This is a genomic window from Halochromatium glycolicum, assembly GCF_016584085.1.
GTDB lineage: Bacteria > Pseudomonadota > Gammaproteobacteria > Chromatiales > Chromatiaceae > Lamprobacter > Lamprobacter glycolicus.
In genome coordinates, this window is the sequence record NZ_NRSJ01000003.1 from 179672 (window position 1) to 193196 (window position 13525).

The following is a 13525-nucleotide window of genomic DNA, read 5'->3' on the forward strand; positions in this document are numbered from 1 at the left end:
GCGTGGTGGGTCGCAGGCGATGACCTAAGGCGATTTCTGTCAAAGCTCATACCGCCTTGCTGGTCTTTTCGCTCGCCTTCTTCGTCGCGCCGCCGGTCACATAGCCCGGCTATGCTCCCGGCGACGCTCCTCGAAGGCAAACGAACATCCTGCGCAATTCGGTACGAGCTTTTCCGGCAATTGCCTAAAGTCGTAAGCATACCCCGATGTTGCCAACAACCGTTCTTCCCGTTCTTCCTGACCGGGGTCTGACGCGCAACGACTGCGTGCGGCGCTGAACGAGAGGATCGCCCGCAGATCGACAGCAAGGCTGAGCGCATGCTATGACCCGCGCAATCAGCACGCGGTCATCACGCCAAGACTCATGTCTCAGCAAAAGCTCCCGATCGGCATCCAGACCTTCCGCAAGATTCGCGAAGGCGGCTTTACCTATGTCGACAAGACCGTCGAGGCCGAGAGGCTGGCAACACAAGCCGGGGTCTACTTCCTCTCGCGCCCGCGGCGCTTCGGCAAGAGCTTGTTCGTCGATACGCTAAAGGAGCTGTTCGAGGGCAACGAGGCGTTGTTTCGCGGCCTGCACATCCATGACCAATGGGATTGGAGCCAGCGCCATCCGGTGATCCTGCTCGACTTCGCTGCCGGGGTCGTACAGAACCGCGCGGAGCTGGACCGGCGCATCCGTCTGCTCATCGACAGCAACGGCCAACGACTCGGCATCGAGTGCGACTGGCAGGATCAGGACATCCCCGGTTGCTTCAGCGAGCTGATCCAGCGCGCGCACGAACGGCACGGCCAACGTGCCGTGGTGCTGATCGATGAATATGACAAGCCGATCCTCGACAACATCGAACATCCCGAACGCGCCGCCGCGCTGCGTGATGGGTTGAAGAACCTCTACTCGGTGCTCAAGGCCGAAGATGCCCATCTGCGCTTCGTGTTCCTGACCGGAGTCAGCAAATTCAGCCGCGTGAGCCTGTTCTCGGGACTCAATCAACTGCGCGACATCACGCTCAGCGCCCCCTTTGCGACCATCTGCGGCTACACCCAGCAGGATCTCGAGACCATCTTCGCCGAGCATCTGGCCGGGGTCGATTGGGACGAGCTACGCCGCTGGTACAACGGCTACGGTTTTCTCGGTGAGCCAGTCTATAACCCCTACGACATCCTGCTGTTCATCAGCGATGGCCACAGCTTCCGCAACTACTGGTTCGAGACCGGCAGCCCGAGCTTCCTGATCAAACTGTTCCAGCAGCGACGCTACTTCCTGCCCGATCTCGAACAGCTCGAGGTCGGCGAAGAGATCCTGGATTCGTTCGACATCGAGCGCATCAATCCCGTGACGCTGCTGTTTCAGGCGGGGTATTTGACCGTGGCCTCGACCACGCAGCAGTGGGGTGAGCTGACCTTTCGGTTGCGCATCCCGAACAACGAGGTGCGGCGCGCGCTGAACAACCAATTCATTGATGCCTATGCGGGCATTAGCGACACGCGCCTGAGCTATAAGCGTGGGCTCATCGAGGCCTTGACGCAGGCCGACCTGCCGGCCCTCGTCGCCACCATCAAGCGCCTGTTCGCCGGCATCCCCTGGCGTAACTTCACCGGCAACGACCTGCCCGAGGCTGAGGGCTACTACGCCAGCGTGCTCTATGCCTTCTTCGCCAGCCTGGATGCCGAGATCATTCCGGAAGACCTGACCAATCACGGTCAGGTCGATCTGACCCTCAAGCTCGGTGGCTACATCTACGTCATCGAGATCAAGTTGCTGCGTGATGCGCGCGGCAAGGATGATCGGGATCTAGAGCCGAACGCCATCACCGCAGCGTCAGTCCCAGCTCCGGCAACAGCCCCAACAACAGTTCCGGCAACAGCTCCGACAACTGTTGCCACCGCAACAAGCGAGGACTCGCCTGCTTTGCTTGGCAATCCGACCAGCGCGGCCCCAGCCTTCGGCGCTGGCGCTGGCGCTGGCGCTGGCACTGGCTCTGAGCTAGCGGCTAACGCTCCAGCAGCGCCTGCCATCAACCCAGCCCTGGCGCAGATCCAAGCGCGCGGTTACAGCCAGAAATACCGGCAAGCACCAGGCCAGGGTCTCTTTGAGGTCGGCCTCGTCTTCAGCAGTGCCGCGCGCAATTTGATCCAGGCCGATTGGCGGCGGCTGCACTGAGTCTACCGAGGGATCGCGACCTGCTAAGTGGCTGTCCATTTTTCTACTTCCCGATGATCGCCCAGCGCTGGCCCGTAAATCGGGAAGAAGTTGATGGACAGCTTCTAAGCGCTCAAGCAAGTGCCACTGTCGAACAACGGCTACGCGCAGCGCAGCAGGTCCTCGGTGGTGTCGTCAGTGCGATCGAGGTAGCAGCGCTCCTCGGTCTGGGTCGACATCCAGAGCGCTCTCATGCTATGACCCGCACAGTCAGCAAGCGGTCATCACGCCAAGACTCATGTCTCAGCAAAAGCTCCCGATCGGCATCCAGACCTTCCGCAAGATTCGCGAAGGCGGCTTTACCTATGTCGACAAGACCGTCGAGGCCGAGAGGCTGGCAACACAAGCCGGGGTCTACTTCCTCTCGCGCCCGCGGCGCTTCGGCAAGAGCCTGTTCGTCGATACGCTGAAGGAGCTGTTCGAGGGCAACGAGGCATTGTTTCGCGGCCTACACATCCATGACCAATGGGATTGGAGCCAGCGCCATCCGGTGATCCTGCTCGACTTCGCTGCCGGCGTGGTTCAGAGCCGCGCCGAGCTGGACCGGCGCATCCGTCTGCTCATCGACAGCAACGGCCAACGACTCGGCATCGAGTGCGACTGGCAGGATCAGGACATCCCCGGTTGCTTCAGCGAGCTGATCCAGCGCGCGCACGAACGGCACGGCCAGCGTGCCGTGGTGCTGATCGATGAATATGACAAACCGATCCTCGACAACATCGAACATCCCGAACGCGCCGCCGCGCTGCGTGATGGGCTGAAGAATCTCTACTCGGTGCTCAAGGCCGAAGACGCCCATCTGCGCTTCGTCTTTCTGACCGGAGTGAGCAAATTCAGCCGCGTGAGCCTATTCTCGGGACTCAATCAACTGCGCGACATCACGCTCAGCGCCCCCTTTGCGACCATCTGCGGCTACACCCAGCAGGATCTCGAGACCACCTTCGCCGAGCATCTTGCCGGTGTCGATTGGGCCGAGCTGCGCCGCTGGTACAACGGTTACGGCTTCTTGGGCGAGCAGGTCTACAACCCCTACGACATCCTGCTGTTCATCAGCGATGGCCACAGCTATCGCAACTACTGGTTCGAGACCGGCAGCCCGAGCTTCCTGATCAAGCTGTTTCAGCAACGACGCTACTTCCTGCCCGATCTCGAGCAGCTCGAGGTCAGCGAAGAGATCCTGGATTCGTTCGATATCGAGCGCATCAATCCGGTGACCCTGCTGTTCCAGGCGGGGTATTTGACCGTGGCCAGCACAGAGGTCCGTCGCGGTCGCCTGATGTTTAGACTCAAGGTGCCTAACCAAGAGGTCCGCCTCGCGCTCAACGATCAGTTCATCAGCGGCTACACCGGCCTCGAAGAGACGCGCATACGGCTGCAGGATGGCCTCTATGACAGCCTGGTCGCCGGCGATCTGCCGGCGCTGATCACCACCATCAAGCGCCTGTTCGCCGGCATCCCCTGGCGCAACTTCACCGGCAACGACCTGCCCGAGGCTGAGGGCTACTACGCCAGTGTGCTCTATGCCTTCTTCGCCAGCCTGGATGCCGAGATCATCCCCGAAGACCTGACCAATCACGGCCAGGTCGATCTGACCCTCAAGCTTGAAGGGTACATCTACGTCATCGAGATCAAGCTGGTGCGCGACGGGCGACGCCGCGACGATCGCGACGTCGGTGTGCCGGGAATCGCGCCCGCCTGGGCACCCGATTCGGCTGCGAGCGTGGCGTCCGCGCCTGCACGTCCAAAGGGCGAGGAGGTGTCGGCCTCGTTCGACCCGCCTGAGCGCGCGAATCCACCCCCTGATGCAGAGGCCGATGCGAGGCCTGACGCAGGCGCTGAACGCCCCGCTGACGCTTCAGCAATACCCGCCCACAACCCGGCCTTGGCCCAGATCCAGGCGAGCGGCTACAGCGAGAAATACCGCGCTGTGCCGGGCAAGGGGCTCTTCGAGGTCGGCCTCGTGTTCAGCAGCGCTGCGCGCAATCTCATCGAGGCCGATTGGCGGCGATTGCACTGAGTCTGCAGAGGTTTCGCTACCGACCGTCGGTGCGCTTGAGCAAGTGCCACCGACGCGCAACGACGGCTTGCGGCGCTAGACGACAGGGATCGCCTGCAGATCGACAGCAAGGCTGTGCCCATGCTATGACCCGCGCAGTCAGCAACAGGTCATCGTTCCAACCCTCATGTCCTGCCAACGGCTCCCCATCGGCATCCAGACCTTCCGCGAGATCCGCGAGGGTGATTATTGCTACGTCGACAAGACCGCCGCGGCCCAGGCACTGGCGGAGCAGGGCAAGGCCTACTTCCTCTCGCGCCCGCGGCGCTTCGGCAAGAGCCTGTTCGTCGACACCCTGAAGGAGCTGTTCGAGGGCAACGCGGCGCTGTTTCGCGGGCTGCATATCCATCCGCACTGGGACTGGGGGCAACGCCATCCGGTGATTTTGCTCGACTTCGCTGCCGGCGTGGTGCAGAGCCGCGCCGAGCTCGATGAGGCGATTCACGAACGCCTGCGCGCCAATCAACAGCGATTGGACGTCCGCTGCGAGAACCGCAGCATCGCTGGCGGCTTCAGCGAGCTGATCCAGCGCGCGCACGACCATCACGGCCAGCGCGTGGTGGTACTGATCGACGAATACGACAAGCCGATCCTCGACAACATCGAGCATCCCGAGCGCGCCGCCGCGCTGCGCGACGGGCTGAAGAATCTCTACTCAGTGCTCAAGGCCGAAGATGCCCACCTGCGCTTCGTCTTCCTGACCGGGGTCTCCAAGTTCAGTCGAGTCAGCCTGTTCTCGGGGCTCAATCAGCTCAACGACATCACCTTACACCCGCAGTACGCGACCGTTTGCGGCTACACCCAGCGCGATCTCGAGACCACCTTCGCCGCGCACCTCGCCGACGTCGACTGGGACCAACTGCGCCAGTGGTACAACGGCTACGGTTTTCTCGGTGAGCCAGTCTACAACCCCTACGACATCCTGCTGTTCATTGACACGGGCCACAGCTTCCGCAACTACTGGTTCGAGACCGGCAGCCCGAGCTTCCTGATCAAGCTGTTCCAGCAGCGCCGCTATTTTCTGCCCGATCTCGAGCGGCTCGAGGTCAGCGAGGAGATCCTGGATTCGTTTGACATCGAACGCATCAACCCTGTGACCCTGCTGTTCCAGGCCGGGTACCTGACCGTGGCCGGGACCACGCAGCAGTGGGGCGAGCTGACCTTCCAGCTGCGCGTGCCGAACAACGAGGTCCGCCGCGCGCTCAACAATCAGTTCATCGATGCCTATGCCGGCATCAGCGACACGCGCCTGAGCTACAAGCGCGGCCTTGGCGAGGCCTTGACGCAAGCCGACCTACCGGCGCTGATTGCCACCATCAAACGCCTGTTCGCCGGCATCCCCTGGCGCAACTTCACCGGCAACGACCTGCCCGAGGCTGAGGGCTACTACGCCAGTGTGCTCTATGCCTTCTTCGCCAGCCTGGATGCCGAGATCATCCCCGAAGACCTGACCAATCACGGCCAGGTCGATCTGACCCTCAAGCTTGAAGGGTACATCTACGTCATCGAGATCAAGCTGGTGCGCGACGGGCGACGCCGCGACGATCGCGACGTCGGTGTGCCGGGAATCGCGCCCGCCTGGGCACCCGATTCGGCGCCGAGCGTGGCGTCAGCTCCAGCAGACCCAACGGATGCGGATGCGCCGGCCTCACTCGACACGGCTGTGCGCGCGAATCCGCCCCCTGATGCGGAGGCGGATGCGAGGACTGATGCCGGCACTGAATGCCCCGCAGACGCTTCAGCAATACCCGCCCACAACCCGGCCTTGGCCCAGATCCAGGCGCGCGGCTACAGCGAGAAATACCGCGCCGCGCCGGGCAAGGGGCTCTTCGAGGTCGGCCTCGTCTTTAGCAGCACAGCGCGCAATCTCATCGAGGCCGATTGGCGGTGTCTCCGCTGAGGTGCGAGGCGGTGCGAGCCCTGCTCTGCGGCCGCTCAAGTTGGATCGGCGCGAGCCGAACGACCATATCGGGGTAGCGGCACGCCGGAAACTCAACGACCACTCGCTACAAGCTGGTGGCAGCAGATCGAAGAAGGGATCGAGTACGGCAACGTCGTCATGACCTGGAACAGCAACGCTGACTCCGGCTATGATTTCGTCACGCTCGGCAAGAATCGCCGCGTTCCCATCGACTTTGACGGCCTCAGACTTGTCAATTTCCTGCCACCCGATGAGCCACAACAATCTCCTTAACAATTCGGATCATGCGCCTTGCTCCAAGTACCGGATAAATTGTTAGATTCTGGGCGGTCGTTTTTGTTGAGGTAAAACAATAGCTTACTTGAAGGATGTTCCCCGCGCCTGCGGGGATGAACCGTTCAACTTCACCTTGCAGGGTGTTTGGCCACAATGTTCCCCGCGCCCGCGGGGATGAACCGCTATCGCAGTGATCGAGGATTGAATGGGCCAGGAAGGCGAGCGGAATCAGGGTCGCGAGCCGAGCCGCCAGATGCAGTTCGCCATGACCCTCGGTAGCAAGCGCCAGGGGATGGGCGAGTCTGGTAGTCTCTGCAGGAAATGACTCAGATCGGGTGCTCACCGGAAGCGCCCGCATGGACAACGGGTTTTTCCAGCAGTGACCGATTACAAGCACACCCTGAACCTGCCGAAGACCGGCTTCCCGATGAAGGCGAATCTGGCCCAGCGCGAGCCGGAGATGCTCAAGCGCTGGCAGGCGCTCGATGTCTATGGCCAGGTGCGCGCCGCGCGCGCCGAGGCGCGCTCGCGCGGCGAGACCTTCATCCTGCACGATGGCCCGCCGTACGCGAACGGCGAGATCCATATCGGCCATGCGGTCAACAAGGTGCTCAAGGACATCATCGTCAAGTCGCGCACATTGGACGGGCTGGATGCGCCCTATGTGCCCGGCTGGGACTGCCACGGGCTGCCGATCGAGCTGCAGGTCGAGCGCAAGCAGGGCAAGCCGGGGCAGAAGATCAGCGTCACCCAGTTCCGCCATGCGTGCCGCGACTATGCGTCGCGCCAGGTCGATGGCCAGCGCGCGGACTTCGAGCGCCTCGGCGTGCTCGGCGACTGGGCGCATCCCTATCTGACCATGGCGCCGCGCTTCGAGGCCGACATCGTCCGTTCCCTCGGGCGCATCATCGCCAATGGCCATCTGCACAAGGGCTCGAAGCCGGTGCACTGGTGCATCGACTGCGGCTCGGCGCTGGCCGAGGCCGAGGTCGAGTATGCCGACAAGGCGTCGAGCGCGATCGACGTGCGCTTCGCGGTCAGCGACCCCGACGCGCTGCTCGGCCGCTGCCATTCGGTGCCTGAAGGCCAGGGCCAGGGGCCGATGTCGGTCGTGATCTGGACCACCACGCCCTGGACCCTGCCGGCCAACCAGGCGGTCGCGCTGAACCCGGAGCTCGAGTACGCGCTGGTGCAGGTCGCCGCCGATGGGCCGCAGGGCGAGGAGCGGCTACTGGTCGCCGAAGGGCTGCTCAAGGACACGATGGACCGCTGGGGCGTCCCACACTATCGGGTCATCGCCTATGGCCGCGGCGATGCGTTCGAGGGCCTGGCGCTGCAGCATCCGTTCTACGACCGCCGCGTGCCGCTCATCCTCGGCGAGCATGTCACGCTCGAGGCCGGCACCGGCGCCGTGCACACCGCACCCGGGCACGGTCTCGACGACTATCTGGTCGGCAGCCGCTACCAGCTCGTGGTCGACAACCCGGTCGGCGGCGACGGCCGCTTTGTCGAGGGCACGCCGCTGTTCGCGGGCAAGAACGTCTTCGATGCCAACCAACAGGTCATCGAGACGCTGCAGGCGAACGGCGCGCTGGTGCGCGAGGAGCGCTTCACCCACAGCTACCCGCACTGCTGGCGCCACAAGACCCCGATCATCTTCCGCGCCACGCCGCAGTGGTTCATCAGCATGGACCAGCAGGGCCTGCGCGCGGCGGCCTTGCGCGAGATCGAGGCGGTGCGCTGGATGCCGGACTGGGGCCAGTCGCGCATCGACGGGATGGTGCGCAACCGCCCGGACTGGTGCATCTCGCGTCAGCGCACCTGGGGCGTGCCGATCCCGCTGTTCGTCGACAAGGACAGCGGCGCCCTGCACCCGCGCACCGAGTCGCTGATCGAGGAGGTCGCCGCGCGTATCGAGGCGAAGGGCATCGACGCCTGGTTTGAGCTGCGCGCCGAGGATCTGCTCGGCGCCGACGAGGGCGCGCGCTACGAGAAGGTGCACGACACCCTCGACGTCTGGTTCGACTCGGGCGTCACCCATGCCTGCGTGCTCGATCGCGGCGCGGGCGACTGGGCCGGCCTGCGCCGCCCGGCCGACCTCTACCTAGAAGGCTCGGACCAGCACCGCGGCTGGTTCCAGTCGTCGCTGCTGACCTCGGTCGCGATGGTCGGCGCCGCGCCGTACAAGCAGGTGCTGACGCACGGTTTCACCGTCGATCAGCACGGGCGCAAGATGTCCAAGTCGCTCGGCAACGTGGTCCAGCCGCAGCAGGTGATGAAGACCCTGGGCGCCGACATCATCCGGCTCTGGGTCGCGGCCACCGACTACCGCGCCGAGATGGCGGTCTCCGACGAGATCCTGAAGCGCACCGCCGATGCCTACCGGCGCATCCGCAACACCGCCCGCTTCCTGCTCTCGAACCTGAATGGCTTCGACCCGGCGCGGCATCAGGTGCCGGCGGCCGAGATGATCGAGCTCGACCGCTGGGCGGTCGACCGTGCGCTGCAGCTGCAAGAGGAGATCGTCGCCGCCTACCGCGACTACCAGTTCCACCTGATCTACCACCGACTGCACAATTTCTGTGTGGTCGACATGGGCGGCTTCTATCTGGACGTGATCAAGGACCGCCAGTACACCACCGGCGCCGACAGCCTGCCGCGGCGCTCGTGCCAGACCGCGATGTACCACATCATCGAGGCGATGAGCCGCTGGCTGGCGCCGATCCTGAGCTTCACCGCCGACGAGATCTGGCAGCACCTGCCCGGCGAGCGCGACGAGACCGTGTTCACGGCCGTCTGGTATCCGGGCCTGTTCGCGCTCGACGCCGGTGACCTCTACGACCGTGATTTTTGGAGCCAGGTGCTGGCGGTGCGCACCGCGGTCGGCCGCCGGCTCGAGGCCGCCCGGAGCCAGGGCCTGATCCGCGCCGGGCTCGATGCCGAGGTCGATCTCTATTGCGCGCCCGATCTCGAGGGCCTGCTGCGCCGGCTCGGCGACGAATTGCGCTTCGTGCTGATCACCTCCGAGGCCAGTGTCTACCCGCTCGCCGAACGCGAGGCCGAGGCCGAGGACACCGATCTGGACGGCTTAGCAGTGCGAATTCGGCCGAGCGAGCACACCAAATGCGTGCGCTGCTGGCACCATCGCAGTGATGTCGGGAGCCATGATGCCCACCCCGAGCTCTGCGGCCGCTGCGTGGTGAACGTCGATGGTGAGGGCGAGCGGCGGCGTTACGCATGACGGTTGACGCTGCCAGGGAGCTTGCGCCGGGCGAAGCCGCAAAGGGCCGTCAACGCCGGACGCAGGCGAACTCTGCTTCGGGTGGCGAGCGCTCCGAGCCAAACCACGCGGATGCGTTGACCAGCCCGCTACCAGGGCGACTTGGTCAACATCTCCTCGGCGGTTGACGCGTCGACCGGGCGCGAGAACAGATAGCCCTGGCCGTAGGTGCAGCCGAGCTGCTGGAGCACCGTCAGATGCTCAGGCGTCTCGATACCCTCGGCGACGACCTTCTTATTGAGGATCTCGGCGAGCCGGATGATCGCGGTGACGATCGCTGCGGTGCGCGGCTCTCGAACCAGCGGTTCGACAAAGGAGCGGTCGATCTTGATGTTGTCGAACGGGAATTGGTGCAGGTAGCTGAGTGATGAGTAGCCGGTCCCGAAGTCGTCCATGCTCAATTCGAAGCCCTGGGCGTGCAGCTTCTCGAGTCCTGCGAGCGCCTGGTCGGTGTCGGTCAGGATGGCGCTCTCGGTGATCTCAAGGTTGATCAGCGAGGTTGGGCACGCGAACTGGCGTACCAATTCGCTGGTGTCCTCGGCCATGCGGCTGTTGACGAACTGCCGGCCCGATAGATTCACGTTGATCTTGGGCGGGTTCGGAAAACGCTCGGCCCATTTGATGGCCTGGCTGCAGGCCTCGCCCATGACGAAGCGGCCGATCTCGAGGATCAGCATGGTGTCTTCGGCCAGCGGGATGAAGTGGTCCGGAGGAACCAGGCCGCGCTCCGGATGCTGCCAGCGAACCAGCGCCTCGAAGCCGGTGATGCGCGCATCGGCCAACGAGACGATGGGCTGGTAGTAGAGCAGGAACTCATTGCGCTCGAGTGCGCGCCGCAGGTCCCGCTCGAGCTCCATCTCAGCGAGGGCGCGAGCATGCATCGCCGGGTCGAAGACAGCGAAACGGCGTTCGCGGCTCGGTTGGCGCTTGGCCTGATACATTGCGATATCGGCGTCGCGCAGCATTGCCTCCGGGTGGTTGTAACGGCCGTTCCCGAGCACGATGCCGATGCTGGCGCTGGTGAAGATCTCGTGTCCGTTGACGGTGATCGGGGTACTGAGGGCCTCCTCCAAACGCTGCGCCATCGCTTGCGCCGCCCTCGGCCGGGCGAGCCGGTCGAGTAGGATCAGGAATTCGTCACCGCCGAGCCGGGCGATGCTATCGTCCTTGCCGAGGCAGCCCAGCAGACGCTGGCCGATAGCGACCAAGAGCCGATCGCCGAGGCTATGGCCGAGGCTGTCGTTGACGGTCTTGAAGCGGTCGAGGTCCAGGAACAACAGCGCGAACCATTGCGTCGGGTCCTTTCGCTGCCGCTCGAGCGCGTGCTCGATGCGCTGATACATCAATGCACGATTCGGCAGCTGCGTCAGCTCGTCACGAAACGCGTAATGGCGCAGCCGTTCCTCGACGCGTTTGCGCTTACTGATGTCGCGGCCCACGAGCAGTACGCGGCCACGGCTTTGGTCACCGATGCGGATCAGCCTGAGCTCAACCCAGAAGATCTCCCCGTGCGCATTCCGGAGTCGGCATTCGTGCTGTTCCATCCGCCCGGCCAGCGCGCGCCGCCAGCGCCTGCGCCACTTCGGCGGGTCCGGCTCCGCGAGCCAGCCGAGCAGCGGTCGCTGCTCGAGCATCTCTAGATCGGCACCGAGCAGCTCTTGCGCCTGACGGTTGGCGTCGACCAGACGCAGATTCTCCCCGTCGATGACCACGAAGGCATCTTGGGCGCTCTCAAAGAGTGTCCGGTAATCGATCTTCGCCCGTTGCAGAGCATTCTGCGCGGCGCGCTGTTCCTGCAACGCGAGATAGAAGCCGAGTACGGTCTCGGCGACGTCTTGGTCCGCCGGCTCGAAGGTCAGCTCTGAGCCGATCGGGCGTTCGTGGCGGTGCCCAAGCAGCAACAGGGTGTCCTGATCTGACGAGCTTGCCCATAACCAACGCCGCAGGCCCTCGGCTTGCAATGCTGCGACGAGTGGGGCCGGGGCCTGCTCGGCGGCGGAGTCGATCCCCCTCGCGGGCAAGGCCTCGAGCGCCGGCAACAGCTGGAAGTCGATATGGATGCCCAGGCCGTGCTCGATGCTCAAGCTTCCAAGGCTTCTTTGGGTCAGCAAGGCGGCACAGTCGATCTGAAGGGCCTCCACCAGCAGTGCGACCAGATGGTCGCCGAGCCGGGCATCTGCGCTCGACCCCGGTGCCTCTTGGCCGGCGATCATGTACAAGCGCCGAACGATCCGCGCGATGACCCGCTGACGTTGGGCGTCGCGTCGCGCCGCGCGCAGCGCATGCTGGGTCTGCAGCAGACGCGCGCCGATGGCGTCGTATTGCTCGCGGTAGTAGTCGATCGCCTGTTGTGCTTTCAGGGAATCATCCACCACGATAGTCCGTGATTAGTCGTCGGCGGCGGTGAAGACAGCCAGGACTCCGGTCCAATCGAGGGGCCGCGGATGATTGGCGACCGGTGCGATCTCGACCCCGGAGAAGAACCCGAGCAATGGACAGCGCTCACCGATAAGACGGCGTACCGGTGCGGACTCGTCCTCTTCGGTCCCGCTGTATGCCATCGAGCGTCCGGCGCAGTCGATATAGAGGGCGAACAGCGGCTCCCGGCCCCCGAGGCTGGCAAGCAGTCGCTCCGTCTGTTCCTGTGCCGAGTCGATCATGCGCTGGGGCTCGATACCCATCAGCTGCACCCGCGCACCGACCGCGAAATCGGCTTCGGTCAGGATCAGTGCGCCGGCGTCTGGGTCGGCAGCGACGACAAGCCGGTTGTTGTAGTTGAGGTCTGAGAAGGGCGCGAAGAGGTCACCCTGCTTCTCGCCGAGGGTCAGCGGCAAGGTGGCAGGGTTGACCGCCGCCAGCTCCTCGTCCGAGAGGCCAAGGTGCTCCGCCGCCACCGCCAGCGCCGGCTGTCCGTCGAGCTCTAAGACCCGGGCGCCCTCGATCGCAGTGATGGTCATGAAATCACTCGCGGGGAAGCAGCCGTGCGTGATGCCAACATGGCATTGAAGGGTCGACGGCATCGCGACAGCGACCGCGGAATGCTGGCAGGCCTCGTGCCCGTTGAAGACGGTGCTGTGCTGCATTGCCATATCGCCGAGCGTCCCGCACCCGATCAACTGTCGAGCGTCCCCATCGAGGCCGGCGAGCAAGCCATCGACCAGATGACTGCCGGTGTGCAGCTCGACTGGCTCGCTCGAGTGGATCGAGTCATATAGGAGCAGCACCGTCGAGCCGCTGGCGCTGATCGTCTGCAGGCTTCGGCCGAGCCGTTCACCCGTCACGAACGCGTCCTCGAGACCGCCTTCGGTTGCGATACCCTCGAGCAGGAACGGCTCGGCGAACAGCAAGACACCGCACTCAAACCCGGTCAAGGTTGTGCCATCGCGGGTGATCAGCCCGACGGCGCTGCCGCCGATGATCGGGATGTCCCCCAGCTCCTCGCGCAAGCCGGCAAGCAACGACTCGGGCTCATGCCGGCCGCCGCCAAAGGCCAGCGCCCAAATCGGGGCGCCGGCAAGCTGCTGCTTGGCTTGCCGGGCGGCGTCACGGGCCGCGAGTGCGGCCTCGTTGTGTCGCGCGATACCTAGCGCGGGATTTCTGGTCTTGCCTTTCAATTGCGGCTCCTTGCGAACTGAATCGGGTGGCCCTGCACTGCCGTCCGCTCCGGGCATCTAGCCCCTAATCTTAGTCGGCCTGGGTTTGCTCGCCTCGTCCGCTTGAGGCTATCAACCCGAGCGCAGCTCGGGGGTGCCGAGCTGCGAGGGGCTACGGTCCCATCTTTTCAAGGCG

The 13525-nt window shown here is 64.3% G+C and carries 6 protein-coding genes and 1 pseudogene; 5 read left to right on the forward strand and 2 right to left on the reverse strand.

Annotation, left to right across the window (positions count from 1 at the left end; all coding sequences use genetic code 11):
* Window positions 1-364: 364 nt before the first annotated feature.
* The 5 genes and pseudogenes from CKO40_RS03075 to ileS all read left to right on the forward strand — a co-directional run bounded on the left by CKO40_RS03075 (window position 365) and on the right by ileS (window position 9697).
* A complete protein-coding gene (locus CKO40_RS03075; RefSeq protein WP_242476756.1) occupies window positions 365-2164 on the forward strand; it encodes an ATP-binding protein in 1800 nt (599 codons plus the stop codon).
* Window positions 2165-2441: 277 nt separating this feature from the next.
* Window positions 2442-4220: an ATP-binding protein gene (locus tag CKO40_RS03080; RefSeq protein ID WP_242476757.1), complete on the forward strand. Its 1779-nt coding sequence runs from the start codon at window positions 2442-2444 to the stop codon at window positions 4218-4220.
* Between the two features lie 166 nt (window positions 4221-4386).
* Window positions 4387-6159: an ATP-binding protein gene (locus tag CKO40_RS03085; RefSeq protein ID WP_242476759.1), complete on the forward strand. Its 1773-nt coding sequence runs from the start codon at window positions 4387-4389 to the stop codon at window positions 6157-6159.
* Between the two features lie 108 nt (window positions 6160-6267).
* Window positions 6268-6453: pseudogene (cas2e, locus tag CKO40_RS03090) on the forward strand (type I-E CRISPR-associated endoribonuclease Cas2e); the annotation flags it as partial.
* Window positions 6454-6835: 382 nt separating this feature from the next.
* Window positions 6836-9697, forward strand: coding sequence for an isoleucine--tRNA ligase (gene ileS, locus CKO40_RS03095; RefSeq protein WP_200344601.1), 2862 nt, complete (start codon window positions 6836-6838; stop codon window positions 9695-9697).
* Window positions 9698-9825: 128 nt separating this feature from the next.
* Here the strand turns inward: ileS and CKO40_RS03100 are convergent, their stop codons facing one another.
* Window positions 9826-12108: an EAL domain-containing protein gene (locus CKO40_RS03100; RefSeq protein ID WP_200344603.1), complete on the reverse strand. Its 2283-nt coding sequence runs from the start codon at window positions 12106-12108 to the stop codon at window positions 9826-9828.
* Window positions 12109-12123: 15 nt separating this feature from the next.
* Entirely contained in the window at window positions 12124-13350 is a 1227-nt protein-coding gene (locus CKO40_RS03105; RefSeq protein ID WP_200344605.1) for an FIST signal transduction protein, read from the reverse strand.
* Window positions 13351-13525: the final 175 nt, after the last annotated feature.